Annotated in this window: 16 protein-coding genes; 8 read left to right on the top strand and 8 right to left on the bottom strand. The window is 43.5% G+C overall.

Going from position 1 to position 18,094, the window contains the following annotated elements; all coding sequences use genetic code 11:
* The first annotated feature begins 148 nt into the window (after positions 1-148).
* Positions 149-1,843, top strand: coding sequence for a gamma-glutamyltransferase (gene ggt, locus E2K93_RS11270; RefSeq protein ID WP_135440480.1), 1,695 nt, complete (start codon positions 149-151; stop codon positions 1,841-1,843).
* A gap of 192 nt (positions 1,844-2,035) precedes the next feature.
* On the top strand, positions 2,036-2,926 hold the full coding sequence (locus E2K93_RS11265) for a cation diffusion facilitator family transporter (RefSeq protein WP_189637755.1): 891 nt from the start codon (positions 2,036-2,038) through the stop codon (positions 2,924-2,926).
* A gap of 196 nt (positions 2,927-3,122) precedes the next feature.
* Here E2K93_RS11265 and E2K93_RS11260 read toward each other — a convergent pair whose 3' ends face one another.
* Both E2K93_RS11260 and E2K93_RS11255 read right to left on the bottom strand, forming a co-directional pair.
* Positions 3,123-3,431 carry a hypothetical protein gene (locus E2K93_RS11260; RefSeq protein WP_135439186.1) on the bottom strand — a complete coding sequence of 103 codons (309 nt, stop codon included), beginning with the start codon at positions 3,429-3,431 and terminating at the stop codon, positions 3,123-3,125.
* Positions 3,432-3,533: 102 nt separating this feature from the next.
* Positions 3,534-4,190, bottom strand: a complete 657-nt coding sequence (locus E2K93_RS11255) for a hypothetical protein (protein WP_135439185.1) — start codon at positions 4,188-4,190, stop codon at positions 3,534-3,536.
* A 282-nt stretch (positions 4,191-4,472) separates the two neighbouring features.
* On the opposite strand from E2K93_RS11255, the gene E2K93_RS11250 reads away from it, so the two are divergent.
* The gene (locus E2K93_RS11250) at positions 4,473-5,765 is read left to right on the top strand and encodes a metal-dependent hydrolase family protein (RefSeq protein WP_135439184.1); all 1,293 of its coding nucleotides are present in this window, start codon (positions 4,473-4,475) and stop codon (positions 5,763-5,765) included.
* A 182-nt stretch (positions 5,766-5,947) separates the two neighbouring features.
* Here the strand turns inward: E2K93_RS11250 and E2K93_RS11245 are convergent, their stop codons facing one another.
* The 3 genes from E2K93_RS11245 to ptcA form a co-directional block, all read right to left on the bottom strand.
* The gene (locus tag E2K93_RS11245) at positions 5,948-6,673 is read right to left on the bottom strand and encodes a TorF family putative porin (RefSeq protein ID WP_135439183.1); all 726 of its coding nucleotides are present in this window, start codon (positions 6,671-6,673) and stop codon (positions 5,948-5,950) included.
* A gap of 68 nt (positions 6,674-6,741) precedes the next feature.
* Positions 6,742-7,671, bottom strand: a complete 930-nt coding sequence (gene arcC, locus E2K93_RS11240) for a carbamate kinase (protein ID WP_135439182.1) — start codon at positions 7,669-7,671, stop codon at positions 6,742-6,744.
* Positions 7,672-7,747: 76 nt separating this feature from the next.
* Positions 7,748-8,794: a putrescine carbamoyltransferase gene (gene ptcA / locus E2K93_RS11235; RefSeq protein WP_135439181.1), complete on the bottom strand. Its 1,047-nt coding sequence runs from the start codon at positions 8,792-8,794 to the stop codon at positions 7,748-7,750.
* A gap of 533 nt (positions 8,795-9,327) precedes the next feature.
* Here ptcA and E2K93_RS11230 point away from each other — a divergent pair.
* From E2K93_RS11230 to E2K93_RS11215, 4 genes are all read left to right on the top strand, one after another.
* Positions 9,328-10,734 (top strand): APC family permease, encoded by a 1,407-nt coding sequence (locus E2K93_RS11230; RefSeq protein WP_135439180.1) that lies wholly within the window; start codon positions 9,328-9,330, stop codon positions 10,732-10,734.
* Positions 10,735-10,804: 70 nt separating this feature from the next.
* On the top strand, positions 10,805-11,899 hold the full coding sequence (aguA, locus tag E2K93_RS11225) for an agmatine deiminase (RefSeq protein WP_135439179.1): 1,095 nt from the start codon (positions 10,805-10,807) through the stop codon (positions 11,897-11,899).
* Between the two features lie 93 nt (positions 11,900-11,992).
* A complete protein-coding gene (locus E2K93_RS11220) occupies positions 11,993-13,348 on the top strand; it encodes an APC family permease (RefSeq protein WP_135439178.1) in 1,356 nt (451 codons plus the stop codon).
* 133 nt (positions 13,349-13,481) lie between these two features.
* Positions 13,482-14,129 carry a TetR/AcrR family transcriptional regulator gene (locus E2K93_RS11215; RefSeq protein ID WP_189637754.1) on the top strand — a complete coding sequence of 216 codons (648 nt, stop codon included), beginning with the start codon at positions 13,482-13,484 and terminating at the stop codon, positions 14,127-14,129.
* Positions 14,130-14,203: 74 nt separating this feature from the next.
* Here the strand turns inward: E2K93_RS11215 and dmpG are convergent, their stop codons facing one another.
* The 3 genes from dmpG to E2K93_RS11200 are packed head-to-tail and all read right to left on the bottom strand — an operon-like array spanning position 14,204 to position 16,972.
* On the bottom strand, positions 14,204-15,223 hold the full coding sequence (gene dmpG, locus E2K93_RS11210; RefSeq protein WP_135439176.1) for a 4-hydroxy-2-oxovalerate aldolase: 1,020 nt from the start codon (positions 15,221-15,223) through the stop codon (positions 14,204-14,206).
* An 11-nt stretch (positions 15,224-15,234) separates the two neighbouring features.
* Entirely contained in the window at positions 15,235-16,131 is an 897-nt protein-coding gene (locus tag E2K93_RS11205) for an acetaldehyde dehydrogenase (acetylating) (RefSeq protein WP_135439175.1), read from the bottom strand.
* Positions 16,132-16,171: 40 nt separating this feature from the next.
* A complete protein-coding gene (locus E2K93_RS11200; RefSeq protein ID WP_135439174.1) occupies positions 16,172-16,972 on the bottom strand; it encodes a fumarylacetoacetate hydrolase family protein in 801 nt (266 codons plus the stop codon).
* A gap of 143 nt (positions 16,973-17,115) precedes the next feature.
* Between E2K93_RS11200 and E2K93_RS11195 the strand changes: the two genes are divergently transcribed.
* Entirely contained in the window at positions 17,116-18,036 is a 921-nt protein-coding gene (locus E2K93_RS11195; protein WP_135439173.1) for a LysR family transcriptional regulator, read from the top strand.
* Positions 18,037-18,094 lie beyond the last annotated feature (58 nt).

Here is an 18,094-nt window from a genome sequence, read left to right as displayed (position 1 = left end):
TATGAATGTTAACAAATCGGCCTTAGCGATAGGCTGTGGTCTGTCGCTAACGTTGGCAGCCTGTAGCTCAACTATGCAAGACAACAATGATTCAGAACCACAAGACCCACGTTTGGTTTACGTTGGCGAAGACAATACTAAGCAAGTTATGATGCGCGAAGATGGGCGTGGCGATCGTGTTGTCAGTGCACCTTGGGCAACTCGTTCAGCAGTACTGGGCAGCAACGGCATGGCAGCAACATCGCACCCGCTTGCGAGCCAGGTTGCCATTGATATTTTAAAGCAAGGTGGCAGTGCGGTTGATGCCGCGATTGCCGCCAACGCAGCGATTGGTCTTATGGAGCCAACGGGCAACGGCATTGGCGGTGATTTATTTGCCATTGTTTGGGATCCAAAAACCGAAAAACTCTATGGCCTAAATGGCTCAGGGCGTTCGCCTAAAGGACAAACCTTAGCGCAGCTAAAAGCAAAAATTGGTGATGTCAGTGAAATACCTAATTGGGGTAGCTCACCTGTCACCGTGCCGGGTACCGTCGATGCCTGGTATGAGCTGCATGCTAAGTTTGGTAGCTTAGAGATGAGCGATAACCTGCAACCTGCTATCGATTATGCCAATCAAGGTTTCCCTGTCACTGAAGTCGTATCCTATTACATGGGCATATATCAAGAGCGTTATCAGCGCTTACATAAAGCTGGCGAGATAGAAGAAATTGATAACTATAAAGCCACCTACTTAGTCGATGGCGAATACATTAAAGAAGGTCAAATTTTTAAAAACCCAGACCTGGCCAACACCTTAAGCAAAATAGCCAACGGCGGTCGAGACGCGTTCTATCAAGGCGAAATTGCCGACACCATGGACGCCTACTTTAAACGCATAGGCGGTGCCTTGCGCAAAGAAGACTTTGCTAGCCACACCAGCACTTGGATAGAGCCCGTGTCGGTAAATTACCGTGGTTATGACGTGTGGGAATTGCCACCAAACGGTCAAGGTATTGCCGCATTGCAAATGCTTAACATTCTTGAAGGTTACGATCTTGCTAACATGGGTCACAACAGTGCCGATTACCTGCACGTGATGACCGAAGCAAAGAAACTGGCATTTGAAGATCGCGCGCGTTTTTACGCTGACCCAGAATATTATGACATTCCTCTTGATGGCTTATTATCAAAAGATTATGCCGCTAAGCGTCGCGAGCTAATTGATATGAACAAGGCGGCCAATCAGGTCGAGCACGGCGATCCGAAATTAATTGATGGTGACACCATTTACCTTACCGTCGCAGATAAAAACGGCATGATGGTCTCGTTAATCCAAAGTAACTACCGTGGTATGGGCACCGGCTTAGTCGCCGATGGTTTGGGTTTTATTTTTCAAAACCGCGGCGCACAATACTCGTTAAGCGAAGGGCATCCTAATGTCTATGCTCCGGGTAAACGCCCTTTCCATACCATCATTCCGGCATTCTTAACCAAAGACGGTCAACCGTTGATGAGTTTTGGCTTAATGGGTGGTGCTATGCAGCCGCAAGGTCACGTTCAGATGGTGGCTAATATCATCGATTTTGGCATGGGCGTACAGCAATCTGGTGATGCTGCTCGTTACCATCATCGCGGTTCAACTGAGCCAACATGGCAAGGCCGCATGCAAGACGGTGGTGTACTTGAATTAGAAAGCGGTGTCAGTGCTGCTGTCGTCAAGGAGTTACAACAACGTGGCCACAAAGTCGATATAACCTCTGGTCCATTTGGCGGCTACCAAGCGATATGGCGCGATCCTGACACCGGCGTTTATTATGGTGCCAGTGAAATGCGCAAAGATGGTATGGCAATAGGTTACTAACCCGCCTTGCATCAACTTAAAAAGCCACCTCATCATAAGGTGGCTTTTTTGTATCTAACGCTGTCTTTACAGCACATTTGCGTTGACTTGGATCAACAGCAACGCAGATTAGCATTGGCGTTTATTTAACCAATGCGTAAGATAGCAAGGTCGAACAATGTCTCTGTTTATGGATTTTATTGGGGTGCTCTTATGACCGAACAAACCATCTTAAAAATCTGTGTTTTCACTACCGCAGCCTTTGCCATTTTAGGGGTATGCTGGGGTCTGTATGCCGGTTCAGGCATGGTGTTGTTTGACGGTATTTATTCGACCATCAGCTTATTACTAAGCTTGGTGTCTTTACTGGTGCTAAAGCAAATTCAGTCAGCCAATGAAGACATGCGTTTTCCCTTTGGTAAGGCGCATTTTGAACCTTTGATCATCCTATTTAAATCGTTAATCGTTATCGGTGTCTGTCTGTTCTCAAGCATCGATGCGGTACTGGTGGTATTAGAAGGAGGTCGAAACGTTGCCATCGAATCAGCATTAATTTACGCGATAATCAGCACCATTGGCTGTTTTATCATTTTTATGTTTTTGCTTATCAAGAATCGAAGCATTGGTTCAAAGTTACTTAATGCCGAAAAAAATCAATGGTTTGGAGACACTGTACTGAGTGTTGGTGTGCTGGCCGGTTTTAGTGTGTCATTGCTGCTAAGAGATAGCCAATATAGCCAGCTGATCCCTTATGCAGATCCGGTTATGGTGGTTATCGCATCGTGCTTGTTTATTTTAATGCCGATGAAAACCTTACTCGCCGCCGGCAAAGAAATCTTGTATTACCAAGTGAGCGACGATCAATTGCAACCAATTGATGACGAAGCGAGCACCATCGCCAAACAACTCAATGCGCAATACAAATTACGTATGGTCAGTATCGGCAGAGAAGTAAATATCGAATTGAATTTTCTTATGTCAAAAGGCTTACTTAGCATTGCCGAGATGGATGCGATTCGCAATCGCATTAGCCAAGCGGCAGAGCAACTTAATGAACAACATTGGGTCAATGTCAATTTCACCGCCTGCAAAACATGGTTGTAAAACGTAGCTAAAAACAGAGCGCCGTCACTAATATAAACCTTCATCCTGGAAGCAATTTGCATTAGCACAACCTGTGCGTCATCCCATCGTGTTTTTGGATGGGATCCCCATTATGTTAAAGGTGACTTTGAAGGGCTGCTTTGTGCCATTAGCCGCCATAACACCCTTTGTATTCGGCTGTGCTCTGTATGTCATATTAGATAGGGTGGCTTGGTCCATACGTCATGCTAACAATATTGTTGTTGTCCAAGGTGATGTGGCAGATGTTACGAGCAAAATTAAACACGCTGTAAATGAAGACTCTGTCAAGCTCATCACTTGCCTTCTGGTCACTTACTTGGCTGAATAAACTATCCTCTACCTTTAAAGATAGCTGCTGGTATGTCTTGATTGAGTTGCTTGATTGGCAAAGTGCTTCAACCTCTGATGAGGACCAGTTAGCAAATAAAGAGATTGGTGCTATAACCAATGTAAAAGCGATGATTAGTGTTTTGAGAGTTTGCATTTGTTCTTCTTGTTGGTTGTCTTTTTGTCTGTATTACTGCTTCAAGGGGTCAGATCACTTGAAACTAATTATTTCCGCTTTGTGCCATAAGCAGACTAAACACTATACGCTTTCGATAAGGAGCTTTTTGTACGCAACTGCATCATTGTATAAAGGCTCATATGCTGAAAGCTCATGGCCACCTTTGATATAGATTAGAATGCAGTTTTTTCTGGCCTCAATAAATACACCTTCTTTTTCTTCTAACATCTTCATTAGCTTTTGTGGAAAGCTCTTTTCGACTCTTTCCTTATCTGAAGATTTTAGAGCGTATTTATTAGAGAATTTCTTAAAGTCATCAAAGTCGATATCTTCAAAACCAATTGCTTGTTTAATCTTGTCAAAATAGCTTTCAGGTTTGAGATCAAAGCTATATAGCAAATCATTGTTTAGCTTAATAAAGGCGACACGTTGCGTAGCAGATTGAGAACTTCTACCACCATCTTTTATTGAATATTGGAAATCAAAAAGATAAACATCACTCGAAGCATTAGTCTTTAAAAGTATATTTTCTAATAAGCCATCTTCGTCTAGATCGAAAATGCTAAACCCATGCCTATGAAGCTCAGAGGAAATAGAGGTTACCCTTTTAAACCCATAGGCGGATATGAATTTGTCAGCCGATTCTTTAAAGTCTGCTTTCTTTTTGGTGGCTAATTTAGAGGTGAACACACCGACAACTAGGATGACAATTAAAAAAACTAAATCTACTTCACTCATTATTTTTTATACAACTATTCTCTGTCTACTTCTCACTCAAACCAGACATTACCTTTACAGACAATGAGCGTCAACCTTGCGCCATACGCAGATAACCGCAATCCCTTACAATTAATATAATTTGTATATTAAGCGAAAGCTCAGAATCTTCGCAAAAAAATCTTGAACCAGCCCCCACCTGCAGAAAGCTAAACGGGGTAAAAATCATGATAATTGAAAGACTTGAGTGCTACTGCTAATCTGTAGATACAGGCTTTACCGCCACCAATTGAGAAGAATAAAATGAAAAAAGTTATCTACCTGATTGTTTGTTTGATTGTCTCTTATGACATAGCTGCCAACGAAATACCGACTTTAATTCAAGCTAAATCCTATGTGGATGTTGATAAAGGTAGACTAGTTTCCCCTGCTAATATTCTTATCGAAAATGGCCTGATTAAAGCGATTAACCCTGAACAGCTTCCCGATAAGGTACATCGTATTGATTTAAAGAATAAAATCCTTCTGCCAGGATTGATTGATATGCATACCCACCTTGATCTCGATTTTGACGGAAGTTTTGATCACATATTAACGAAAGAAAACGCCAGTAAAGGCGCGATAAGAGCAGTTAGAAACGCTGAATTAACCCTAATGGGTGGTTTCACAACAGTTCGCAATGTGGGTCAGGGCCACATTACTAAAGATTTAACAAATGTCGCATTATCGGAAGCGGGTAAAGAAGGTTGGGTGAAAGCACCAAGCATTTTTCCGGCTGGTCATATGGTTACCATAGAAGGTGGTCATGGTGATCTGACAATGGGATTTGCGGAAGGGTTGATTGAAATCGGCCCAAAACACGGCGTAGTTAATAGCGTTGATGATGTGGTTAAAGCAGTAAGATATCAAATTAAACATGGTGCTAAAGTGATAAAAATCCACGCAACTGCTGGGGTTTTATCGTTAGAAGATTCGGTAGGAGCACAACAATTGACGGATCTAGAAATGAAAGCCGCTGTAGATGAAGCACACCGTCATGATATAAAAGTCGCCGCTCATGCGCATGGGACGCAAGGTATTATTGCTGCGATTGAAGCGGGTGTTGACTCAATAGAACATGGATCGTTAATTAATGATAAAGCCATAGAATTAATGAAATCGAATGGCACTTATTTAGTTCCCACGACGGGGTTAGTTGAGTACCTACAGCCGTTGTTAGAAAAAATGCATCCAAAGTTACGTGAAAAAGCGGAGTATGTACTGCCGTTAGGGAAAGAGCGTTTAATCCAAGCAATCAAATCAAATGTGAAAATAGCTATGGGTAGTGACGCCCCTCTAATACCTCATGGAGAAAATGCAGCAGAAATTCTGGCATTAGTCGCTCGTGGTATGACCCATTCTCAAGCGTTACAAGCTGCGACCATTAATGCCACTGAATTATTAGGGGTGGAAGATCGAGGAAGAATAAAAGTAAACCTTCTTGCCGATATCATTGCGGTCGATGAAAACCCGTTAGAGAATATTGAAACAGTGATGAATGTATCATTTGTTATGAAATCAGGAGCGGTAGTAAAACATACCGATAAAGAACAATAACGATTAAAACTAAACGCTAGATTTCTCCGGCATTACTGAGGCTTCTCTGTAATGTCGTCAATAAATTTAGTTAACCGGATTGATTCAAGGCCGGAGGTATTAACTTGGCCTAACACGCATAAGCTCGAGAGTAAGCGAGGAGAGTAAGATACTTATACGTGTCAGACCAAATCAATAGAAGATTAGAAGGTTCCTAAGGAAAATGTTTTTGAGACTGAGAAGTTAATGGCGTTGTCATTACGGAATGCGGAATTACTGCCAATTTCATCCTCGTCATCAATGTCATTAACCATGTAGGCTACTTTAAAGTTGAAGCCTTTGATGTCGGTTGCGACACCGACTGAATAGTCTGAGTAAGAGCCAATATCGTATTCGTCCCAGTAATCACCAGAACTATGACCAGCATGCAACTCAATGGCAATATTTTGCGCAAAGCCTAACTCTTCAATCACTACTTTTTGATAATCAATGGCGACATACGTTGCCGACTCATCGGTATTGGCAAAATCATCGCTGTAGGCCATTTGAATACTAAAGTCTTTGTAAAATAAGGTTGTCGCGATTTCACCATAATCACTGTCATAATCTAAGCCCGGATAGGTGTAGTATGAATAGCTAACATCTATACCTAAGTCATCGGTAATATCGGTGTAGTAGCCAATGTAATAATCGACTTCAGTATCGCCATCGCCACCAAAATCTATATTACTGGCCCAAGCACCAACATAAACGCCGTTATCAAAGGCTACATCTAAACTGCCTTGCAATGCCGCATCGCCAGCGGATTGAGAGATACCGCGAAAGCGATAATCATCGGTTGCACTGATGGTTGTTGACACTTCAGCAGCCTGTGTTGCTGCGCCTGTTAACAGGGCGGCCCCCATCAACAATTTAATACCCGTTTTCATATGTACTCCATAGTGCTGGCTTGACAACAACCGCAACGTCATCAAGCCACACACATATTAATTAACCATTAGGCGTAGACTGTTTGCTCGCAATCTTTCAACACCGTGGTGCCAGCATCGCCGTTAAGCATTGCCTTAGCATTTTCCAATGAACCGATACAGGCTAAGCCGCCAGTTGCTTGCGCAAATTCAATTGCCGCTTCAACTTTGGGTCCCATAGAACCTGCCGGAAAGCCAAATTCAGACATGGCTTGAGTGGATGCTGTACGAATTTCTTTTTGCTCATCCGTACCCCAATTTAGGTATACCGAATCAACATCGGTTAATACCAATAAGGCGTCTGCATTTATCTCTCGTGCCAATAAAGAGGCCGTTCTGTCTTTATCAATAACCGCTTCAACGCCGGTTAACGTGCCATCTTCTTGATACATGGTTGGGATACCACCACCGCCAGCACAGGTAACGATCACGCCTTGCTCTATCAACATTTCAATAACCGATATTTCAAAAATTCGTTTAGGCAATGGTGACGGCACAACACGGCGATAATATTCGCCATCGGGCTTAAACGTGAAGCCACGTTCTTTGGCGATAAGGTCGGCTTGTTCATAACTGTAAACAGGACCGATAAATTTGGTCGGGTCAGCAAATGCAGGGTCATTGGCATCCACTTCAACTTGGGTCAGCAAGGTGGCATATTTTTGTTCAAACGGCAGTATATTGCCCATTTGCTGTTCAATCATATAACCTATTTGACCCACACTTTCGGCACCTAAAATATCCAAAGGATACGGGGCAACCGTTTCATAAGATGCAGCCTGTAAAGCCAGCAAGCCAACTTGCGGACCATTGCCATGAGCAATAACAATTTCGTGCTCTTTGGCAAGCTCTGCCAGAGCGCTAGCGGCAATTTTGACATTACACAGTTGGTTTTCAGCGGTCATAGCTTCGCCACGTTTTAGCAAAGCATTACCACCAAGAGCGACAACGATTCTCATAACTCACTCCAATTCAATCTCAATTTAAACTCAGTGTTTCGGCTATGCCGAAACACTGTTGTTTGCTAACAAGGCATTAAAGCTTGGTTAAGAAATCGCCGATAATGGCGTCGTGATCAGCAGCAATCGCATCGTCTGCCGGTTTGGTGTGCTTGTGAGTAAAGTACACAAGTAACGCCATTTGCGCTGTTAGACGGTTTTCTGCTTCGTCAAAGATTAGCGAGTTGTCGCCATCCATCACTTCACGCGTCGTTTCACGCTCATCATTTGCTGGTAAGCAATGCATGAACATAGTGTTAGGTCCAGCTTTATCCATAAGTCTTTGATCAACTACGTACTCAGGAATAAACGTCGCTAAACGATCATCTTTTTCTGCTTCTTGACCAAACCAGTAAAAGCTATCGGCAACTAAAATGTCACAGCCTTCCACCGCATTAGTGTCTTCAGTGATGGTCAATGTACCGCCGGATAAGCTGCAGTTTTCTTCAGCAATATCGATCCACTTTTGTGGTACTTGGTATTTCGCAGGACCAATGTGTTTGTAGTCCATACCAAACTTGGTACAAATGAACATAAGCTCTGAGGCAACATTGGTCGCGTCACCAACAAAGGCAACACTCAAATCGCTTAAGTCTTTGCCTGCTGGCAAGTGTTCCATCATGGTAAAGATGTCAGCCATCATTTGTGTTGGATGCAACCAGTCACATAAACCATTGATGACCGGCACCGTGGCATGTTCAGCTAAATCGGCAACCGTCTTATGGTCATCGACTCGCGCCATCATGATATCTACCATGCGAGAAAGCACGCGAGAGGTATCGGCAATATTCTCTTTACCGCCAAGGTGAATGTCTTTTGGCGAAAGAAATAGCGCATGGCCACCTAAAATTGTTGCAGCTGTTTCAAACGACACTCGAGTACGAGTCGACGGCTGTTCAAATATCATTGCAACAGATTTGCCTTTGAACAATTGTGGAACGGCATTGTCCTTACGCGCCTGCTTTAACAGCGTCATTAGATCAAGAATTTCAGTCAATTCTTGTTTAGTGAAATCTTGAGTTTTCAAGAAGTGACGAAGGCCTGGTTTGTTTAGGTCGGTTGCTGTAGCTGATGGTAGTTTCATAATAACTGCTCCAATAAAACATAATCTATATTGCGGAAATCGGTAATTCAGAAAGTGATATGCCGAAAGCCAAAAAACAGATTTAAATCGATTGATTCAAAACTTGCGGCCAGTGTAGTGAGGATTTACGCCAAGGAATTGATCTAGGTCAAACTTCGATAATTATCGGGTATTTATGCCGATATTTATCGGCTTTAATTGCCTTTTAATACCATTCATTTACCACAAACAGCTAACATTAAGCACAACTAAACAAAGCAATTACAATGAGTTACAAGGTTACAGTTTTTAACCCATAAAACCACACCCATTAACAGTTAAAACGCCCAAAATGATAATTTTATAGATATTTATCCATTTAAGATGCATTCGTTGATCTACATCAAATTTCGATATTTATCGAGAATGTAGCATCCACCTCGATTTGAATCACTTGACGTTTACGAACACACTTGGTCGCTCACTTAACAACGACATAAGTAAGGCAAACGACAAGATTCAGAAAATATTGTTACATTAAGTGGAGTAGCGTCATGTCTAAAGAAACAAGTGGAAAGATGGGCTTACCCAGCCTCACCCTTTTCAGCGTTTGTGCGGTACTGGTTATCGATACCTTAACCGCCTCAGCATCTCTTGGCCCATCAGCGATAACCTGGTGGCTGATCACATTATTCGTTTTTGTCATCCCTTATGGTTTGATTTCCGCCGAGTTAGGCACGACCTATCCAGGTGAAGGTGGTATTTACGATTGGGTTAAGCGTGCATTCGGCACTAAATGGGCGGTTAGAACCACCTTTTATTATTGGATAAACGTTGCTCTATGGATGCCGGCGGTATACATAATGTTTGCTGGTATGTTTGCTGAAATGTATTTCCCAGGTCTGGGTTTATGGTGGCAAATTGCAATTTGCGTACTGTTAACCGCAATCACCATAAACATCTGTAATATTTCGGTAGACGCCGGTGTGTGGGTAACCAACCTCGGTGCGTTAGCCAAGGTAGTTGTTATTCTTGTTTTAGGTGTCGGTGGTTTTATGTACGCCATGGAACATGGCGTTGCCAATGAATTTAGCTTAGCGACTATGACGCCAAGTTTTGATTCCGCATTGGGTTTCTTACCTGTTATTGTCTTTAACCTATTGGGCTTTGAACTTGTTGCTTGTATGGGCAATGCCATTAAAGATCCACAAAAAGATATCCCTAAATCGATTATGTTATCGGCTGCCGTTGTGACCGGTTTATACATCTTTGGTACGCTTGGTATCTTGCTAGCTCTGCCAGTAGAAGATGTCGGTCTTGTCTCTGGTATCATCGCCACTTTGAAAACATTATTTGGTAATGGTCCTGTTGGTACTGCAATGGTCTACATCATTGGTACATTGGCGTTATTAACGTTTATTGCCAATATGGTAACCTGGACAATGGGTGCCAGTCGTGCGGCAATGGAAGCAGCGCAGCAAGGCGAGTTACCTGATGCGGTTGCTAAAGAACACCCTGTTCACAAAACACCGGTTGGTGCGAACAACATTACAGGTATCATTTCTGCCATTGTTATCATTCTGTATGGTTTAACATCAGGTGAAAGTGACGCATTATTCTGGTCAGTATTCGCATTTTCTTCATGCATATTCTTATTACCTTATTTATTGATGTTTCCTGCGCACGTTAAATTACGCAAATTGGATCCAAACAAACCACGTCCGTACAAAGTGCCTGGCGGTATGAAAACACAATACGCTATCGCTGCGGTATGTACCTTCTTTATCGCTCAAGCTGTGTTGTTGTTCATTTTCCCTGAAATTTTCTCAGGTGTGATTGATTGGACATACACAACACCAGTAGCAATAGGCATTGTCATTACCATAGCTGTTGGTGAATACCTACTTGCTGGGGCAATGAAACGCCTTGCCAAACAACCGGCCAGCGCCCCTGCTGCCTAACCTCAACTATGCGCCTGCTGATGGTTTTCGTCAGCAGGCCAACCTAGTAGACAAATTACTGGAGAATCACATGAGTATGTTATTGAAGTCTATACCAGCAGCCGATGGTTTCCGCATGCCTGGTGAGCACGAAGCACAAGATGAAATTTGGATTGCCTGGCCAGAGCGCTCGGATAATTGGCGCAATGGTGGTAAATCCGCTCAAAAAACATTTATTGATGTCGCAGAAGCAATCGCCGAAGTAACACCGGTAACCATGGCTGTTTCAGCGGATCAATACGACAACGCTAGAAGCCGTCTATCAGACAAGATTCGCGTTGTTGAAATGACCACTGATGACGCTTGGATGCGTGATATTGCGCCAAGCTATGTCATCAACACGCAAGGTGAACGCCGTGGTGTAGATTGGGAATTTAATGCTTGGGGCGGCTTGGTCGATGGGTTGTATTTCCCTTGGGATAAAGATGATCAAGTAGCGAGTAAAATATGCGAAGTGATGAGAAATGATCGCTATCGTGCTCCTATCGTTCTCGAAGGTGGATCAATACACGTTGATGGTGAAGGCACTTTATACACCACAGAAGAGTGTTTATTGCACCCAAGTCGCAACCCTGATTTGAGCAAAGAAGAGATTGAGCAGGTATTAAAAGACCACCTTAGTATTGAAAAAGTTATTTGGATCAAAAACGGTTTGTATAACGACGAAACCAATGGTCATGTCGACAACCTGATTCATGTAGTTAAACCTGGCGAAGTGGTCTTGTCTTGGTGCAACGATGAAAACGACCCGCAGTACGCTATTTCTCAGGCCGCATACAAAACCTTAACCAATGAAACCGATGCTCAAGGTCGCCAAATAAAAGTGCACAAAGTGCACATTCCAGGCCCTCTTTTTATCACTGAAGAAGAAGCGCAAGGTATCGATAGTTGTGACGGTATGGAGCGCGAAGCAGGTGAACGCCTTGCAGGCTCTTATGCGAACTTCCTGATCACCAATCAGCGCATCATCCTGCCATTGTTGGATCCGAAATACGATGACGACGCGAAAGCTGTGTTGCAACAAGCGTTCCCAGGCTACGACATCGTTGGTGTACCAGCTCGAGAGATTCTGCTTGGCGGTGGCAACATACATTGCATAACTCAGCAGATTCCCGCGGTAGCATAAACCGAAAAAGCCAGAAGGATCTGGCTTTTCTTCGTTATTTGCCCGCAAATCATGCATTAGCAGCGCACACTGCCTTTTAAGTCGAGAGTCATTATGGTTAACAAGCTTACGAAAAAAGAGATCACCCTTTTCACAATCAGTGCGATATTAACCATCGATGGCATTGCTGCAGCCGCGGCTATTGGCGTTCAATCATTAACTTGGTGGGTATTGTCGTTTATCTGTTTTGCCATTCCTTATGCGTTAATCAGTGCCAAACTAGGTACTCAATTTCCGTCAAAAGGTGGCATTGTACATTGGGTAAAATTAGCCCTCGGTGATAAATGGGCTGCACGCACCAGCTGGCTTTATTGGATTAACGTCGCCTTATGGATGCCGGCTGCTTTTATTATGCTCGCCGGATTCAGCGCCGAATTATTCTGGCCTGGCATGCCGCTATATTGGCAAATTATTATCGCCCTTATTGCCACTTGGATTTCTGTTGCAGTGTGCATCATTTCACCGGATTCAGGCAAGTGGGTGCCAATAATCGGCGCTTGGTGCAAAATGCTGGTGGTGCTATTACTGGGTATTGGCGGGGTGATGATGGCTTTTGAACAAGGTGTCGCTAATACCATAAATATAAGTAACTTAACGCCAAGTTGGGATGCAGGGTTACAGTTTTTTCCGGTGATTATATTCTCATTAATGGGTTTTGATCTAATCTGTTGTTCCGGCGATGAAATGGAAAATCCCAAGCGCGATCTTCCGATATCCTTGCTGGTCGCAGGGGTGATCATTACGGCGTTATATCTATTTGCAGTGTTGGGGATATTAGTAGCGATTCCGGTTGAAGATATCGGCCTAGTTACCGGACTATTACAAACCTTTGAGCGTATGCTCGCACCACTGCCGTTTGGCGATATATTGTTGTACATGGTTGGTTTTATGGCAATTTTTAGTTTTATAGCCAATATTGTCACTTGGGGCATGGGTGCCAACCGAGCAGCCAGTGAAGCCGCTCATGACAACGAACTACCAGCGGTATTTGCCATCGACCACAAAAAGTACGGCACGCCTGTCGGCGCCAGCTTACTTACCGGTGTGGTTTCAACAACCGCGATTTTATTGTACGGCACTATGGCGTCATCAGCGGAAGGGTTATTTTGGGCGTTATTTTCGTTTGCCAATCTGATTTTCTTATTGCCCTACTTGGCGCTATTTCCTACCTATATGATTCTACAAAAATCAGCGGGTAAAAAAGCTCTATCTAAGCAATTGCTATTGGTGGTACCGGCGATGGCCTTCTTGGTACAAGCCATTGTATTTTTTATCTTTCCGCCAGGTGGCTTTAATATCAACGACTTCCTAGTAACCAGTTTAGGTCTTGCTACTGTTTTGCTGATTGGTGAATACGTCATTCATCAACCATTACGCAAAACGTTAACGGAGCAAGTAAGCGTCAGTTAAGCCAATATTAAGAATGCTGCCATGTATGCTCAAATGTTGTAGATAATAACAACAACATGTTGTTTATATTGACGCTATTTTCCTATAATGACAGTGTTCAAAAATGCCTAGCAATGACAAATGAGATGAAATCGTGACGGAACAGGAAAAGAAAACTCGAAAAGTACAGCAGCGGCGTCTCGACCGACAAGAAAAGATTCGCGAAGCAACTATCGAACTATTAAAAACAAAGGACGTCAATGACTTGTCTTTGTATGATGTTGCGGCAGAGGCTGAAATCCCGCCATCATCGCTCTATCATTTCTACCCTAAAATTGATGATTTACTCACCGATGTCATGCTTAGTGTGCGCGATCGTTTGAATTCACTCTATCAAGAAACATTAAAAAATAGCGATATAACTGAATGGCGCCAATTGAGTGAATTATTGTTTAAATCCAGTCAACAATTTCATAATACGCATCCCTATGCGCCCAAACTGATGTTAGGTTTGTTGCCATCAACCAGCATCGCAAAGGCGAGACTGACACGCCTGCATGATGAGCGAGTACGCGACTTTGAAATTTTTGACTACTACTTCCATTTGCCGCCATTACCGGACGATAAAAACCTATTTGAAATCGCCGAAGTCATCGGTAATGTGGTGCTGTCGTTAGGTTATATGGCCAAAGGCACCGTCACCGATAGTGCCTGCCGTGAAGCGATATTGGCCGTTAATGGATACTTAGCCAATTATTTCCCGCCGTATATGACGTTAAAATCACAAGATGATAAAGAATAACTGCGGCATCTATTTTCTTTCGCGATAAAAAAACGGGGCCTGAGTCCCGTTTTTATCATCTAAATTAACCAAGCTTATTTTTGTCTTGCCAAGTTCAGAGCGACATCTTCAATCATGTCTTCTTGACCACCGACGGTTTTCATCCGCCCTAGCTCCATTAAGATTTCTTCAGAACGAACGCCGTATTTGGCTGCAGCACGTTTGGCGTGTAATAGGAATGATGAATAAACACCGGCATAACCCAGCACAAGCGAGTCGCGGTCAACACGTATCGGTTGCTCCATCATAGGCACGACAATCTCTTCAGCCGCGGCCATCAATTTAAACACATCAACACCGGTATTGGCGCCCATGCGTGTCGCTACCGCATTAAACACCTCTAAAGGCGTATTCCCTGCGCCAGCACCAAGCCCTGCCGCTGAACCGTCAATGCGCGTTGCACCGGCTTCTACCGCGGTTAGCGAGTTGGCCACACCAAGTGCAAGGTTGTGATGACCATGGAAGCCAATTTCAGTGTCACTGTTTAAACCTTCGCGTAAGGCACTAATGCGGCTGTATACATCCTCTTGCAACATGTAGCCGGCTGAGTCGGTACAGTAAATACAATTCGCACCATAGCTTTCCATTAATTTGGCTTGTGCCAGCAATTGCTCAGGCTCTAGCATATGTGCCATCATCAAAAAGCCAACGGTATCCATGCCCAGTTCTCGCGACTTAGCAATGTGCTGTTCACTCACATCCGCTTCGGTACATTGGGTTGCTACACGAATGGTGTTGACGCCATGCTCGTAGGCCATTTGTAAATGGTCGATGGTACCGATACCTGGTAATAGCAGCGCCGATACTTTCGCTTGTTTCATCTTTGGGATCACTGCCGATAAATACTCTTCATCGCTGTGCGCAGGAAAACCGTAATTCACCGATGCGCCGCCTAAGCCGTCACCGTGTGTCACTTCAATTAATGGCACGCCCGCATCATCTAAAGCAGTCGCAAGACTAACCATTTCATCCAACGAAATTTGATGGCGTTTCGCATGCATACCATCGCGCAAACACATATCATGCAAGGTTATGTTTTTGTTGCGTAAATTCATAGTATTCATCCTTAACTTGCGCTATCAATGGCGAGCTTGCTTGCAATCATTTCACCGGTCTTTAATGCCGCCGCTGTCATGATATCGAGGTTACCGGCATAGCTCGGCAGATAGTCGCCAAGACCAGCCACTTCTAAAAATACCGAGACTCGGTTGCCATCAAATACCGGGCCATTCTTTAAGCTATAACCAGGTACATATTGTTGAACACTTTCTATCATGCTCAATACAGATTCGGTAATGGCTTGCTCATCGGGGGTATCTGGCAATAAACAATGCACGGTATCACGCATCATTAATGGTGGTTCTGCCGGATTCATAACAATGATGGCTTTACCTTGCTTGGCACCGCCTACTTTTTCCAGCGCGCCAGCGGTTGTGCGGGTAAATTCATCGATATTTTTACGGGTACCCGGACCTGCCGACTTTGATGCAATAGTGGCAACAATTTCGGCATAATCAACATCTTGAACACGGGAGATGGCATGAACGATTGGAATCGTCGCTTGACCGCCACAGGTCACCATATTGACGTTGGCTAAGTTAGCTTTAATCTGTTCTTCTAAATTGACCGGCGGTACACAAAATGGGCCTATCGCCGCAGGCGTTAAATCAATCACCTTAACGCCTTTGCTTTGTAATTTAGCGTTATTTTCACCATGTACGTATGCCGAGGTGGCATCAAATGCAATTTGAATATTATCAGCGTCGATGTGTTCGAGTAGGCCATCTATGCCATTGGCGGTGGTTTTAAGACCGGCATCGCGAGCTTTTGCCAAGCCATCAGAATCTGGGTCTATGCCAACCATCCATACGGGATTTATGATGTCACTGCGCAATGCTTTGATCATCAAATCGGTACCAATATTACCGGAACCAATTAAAGCAACATTAATCTTGTTAGTCATAACGTGTTCTCTTTATCTGCCTTGATACAGACTGTTTTTATTATTCATTTGCGTCATCAACAAATTGATAGCTGGCACTGCCAACACCATCAATATGCATGCGCATGTTGTCGTCCGCTTTACAGGGGATCATCGCCGCCAAAGAACCTGACAATATGATCTCACCAGCTTTGAGACTTTCACCATAATCGCCTAATACATTTGCTAGCCAGGCAACACAGTTTAAGGGTGAGCCTAACGCGGCACTGCCCTGACCTTCAGCAATAAGTTGGTCATGGTTGTGGATTTGCATCTGACACTGTTCAAAGTCTACCTTGCGTGGGTCTACTCGCTCGTCACTCAACACAAAAATGCCACAAGAGGCGTTATCCGCAACGGTGTCAGTAATTGTAATGCGCCAATCAGCAACCCGAGAGTCAACGATCTCAAAACAGGCCGCAACCGATTCGGTGGCATTTAGGACATCGTCAGGTGTGACCCCAGGCCCTTGCAAATCATGCTTAAGAATAAAGGCTATTTCACCTTCCGATTTCGCTTGTATCAGCTCTTTGCTAAACGGTATTTTGGCACCACTTTGATAAATCATGGTATCGGTTAAAAAACCAAAATCCGGTTGATGCACACCTAACATGTCCTGCACAACCTTGCTGGTTAAACCGATCTTTTTACCAATAACCTTTTCACCACGTTGCAGACGTTGTTGTAAAAACAATTGCGACACTTTATAGGCGTCATCTAAGGTAAATTCACCTTCTCGTTCGCTGATAGGTGTGATTGTCTGACGTGACGTTAATGCGCTGTATAGCTCATCTGCCAGTGCTTGTAATTGTTGCTGTTGCATAACGGCTGAGAAACCCTTTTATTCAATAATTTATTGCCAAACTAACTCTACTTGATAAAATTAAATAAAAATAATTGAATTAAGTTAAGCTAATCATTCAAATCTTGAATATTTAGTATAATCACAGCGAAAGAAAGGCACCTATGGATCTTGCCAAAAGTCAGCTCAATATCAGTCATTTAAAAATGATCAGTACCATCGCTGAGTCAGAAACAGTGAAAGAGGCTGCTGAACGTTTGTTTATCACCCAACCGGCGTTAACCAATCGCATCAGAGAAGCCGAGCGACGCTTGAATACCGAGTTATTCGTAAGACGAGGACGCAAACTGATCATCTCTTCTGCCGGTAAACGCTTATTGCATTCAGCCAATAAGATATTAGAAGAGCTGGCACGGGTCGAACACGATATTGCGCGTTTAACCGACGGTGTTGAACAAGTGGTTCGCTTAGGTTTACCAAACTATTCATCTTTTAAATGGTTGCCAGAAACCATTCAGGCATTTGCCAAGCATATGCCACAGGTTGAATTGGAAATTAATGCCAACGCGCAGCTGCAACCACTAAATGCGCTATATAACGGTGATATTGATATCGCCTTGATTTGCAGTGATAACCAAAACCTAAAAATCGATGAAAGCCAATATCAGTCGATGTTTATTCATCGCGATGAGCTTATGGTGTGTTTGAGTAATGACAACCCATTGGCGAGTAAAAGACACTTAGACATTGAAGATTTTAAACAGTCAACCTACATCACCAATTCAACGGTACCCGAGAAACACCGCGAATATGAGCTGTTCTTCAAGCCCAATAACATCATTCCTAAAAAGGTAATGCAGGTTGGTTTTAATGACGCCATTATTGAGCTGGTTAATGTTAACTTGGGTATTTCCATCATGTCGAAGCACTTGCTATTACCATACAAGAATAGCCACAACATTCGCACCGCTAAGGTTAATAGCGATGGATTGCATGTGTATTGGCATTTGGCATTCGCCAAACGTGAAAACATTCAGGCGCCAGCGAATTTATTAGCAACGGCTTTAAGTCATTTCAGCTCGTAAGCCTAATAGCTGAATAGCTGAATAGCTGAATAGCTGAATAGATGTTGTGGCCGGTTTC

It is taken from the genome of Thalassotalea sp. HSM 43, from assembly GCF_004752005.1.
In the GTDB taxonomy this organism is placed as follows: Bacteria; Pseudomonadota; Gammaproteobacteria; order Enterobacterales; family Alteromonadaceae; genus Thalassotalea_A.
The sequence above is the reverse complement of the archived record's forward strand: the minus strand, read 5'-3'. Positions and strand labels throughout refer to the sequence as shown.

Excerpts from the sequence above, each read along its gene's own strand:
- arcC (WP_135439182.1), bottom strand. The coding sequence starts at position 7,671 with ATGAGAATCGTTGTCGCTCTTGGTGGTAATGCTTTGCTAAAACGTGGC.
- E2K93_RS11205 (WP_135439175.1), bottom strand. The coding sequence starts at position 16,131 with ATGACTAACAAGATTAATGTTGCTTTAATTGGTTCCGGTAATATTGGT.
- ggt (WP_135440480.1), top strand. The coding sequence starts at position 149 with ATGATGCGCGAAGATGGGCGTGGCGATCGTGTTGTCAGTGCACCTTGG.
- E2K93_RS11230 (WP_135439180.1), top strand. The coding sequence starts at position 9,328 with ATGTCTAAAGAAACAAGTGGAAAGATGGGCTTACCCAGCCTCACCCTT.
- dmpG (WP_135439176.1), bottom strand. The coding sequence starts at position 15,223 with ATGAATTTACGCAACAAAAACATAACCTTGCATGATATGTGTTTGCGC.
- E2K93_RS11250 (WP_135439184.1), top strand. The coding sequence starts at position 4,473 with ATGAAAAAAGTTATCTACCTGATTGTTTGTTTGATTGTCTCTTATGAC.
- E2K93_RS11255 (WP_135439185.1), bottom strand. The coding sequence starts at position 4,190 with ATGAGTGAAGTAGATTTAGTTTTTTTAATTGTCATCCTAGTTGTCGGT.
- E2K93_RS11260 (WP_135439186.1), bottom strand. The coding sequence starts at position 3,431 with ATGCAAACTCTCAAAACACTAATCATCGCTTTTACATTGGTTATAGCA.
- E2K93_RS11195 (WP_135439173.1), top strand. The coding sequence starts at position 17,116 with ATGGATCTTGCCAAAAGTCAGCTCAATATCAGTCATTTAAAAATGATC.
- E2K93_RS11265 (WP_189637755.1), top strand. The coding sequence starts at position 2,036 with ATGACCGAACAAACCATCTTAAAAATCTGTGTTTTCACTACCGCAGCC.
- E2K93_RS11200 (WP_135439174.1), bottom strand. The coding sequence starts at position 16,972 with ATGCAACAGCAACAATTACAAGCACTGGCAGATGAGCTATACAGCGCA.
- E2K93_RS11245 (WP_135439183.1), bottom strand. The coding sequence starts at position 6,673 with ATGAAAACGGGTATTAAATTGTTGATGGGGGCCGCCCTGTTAACAGGC.
- ptcA (WP_135439181.1), bottom strand. The coding sequence starts at position 8,794 with ATGAAACTACCATCAGCTACAGCAACCGACCTAAACAAACCAGGCCTT.
- E2K93_RS11220 (WP_135439178.1), top strand. The coding sequence starts at position 11,993 with ATGGTTAACAAGCTTACGAAAAAAGAGATCACCCTTTTCACAATCAGT.
- aguA (WP_135439179.1), top strand. The coding sequence starts at position 10,805 with ATGAGTATGTTATTGAAGTCTATACCAGCAGCCGATGGTTTCCGCATG.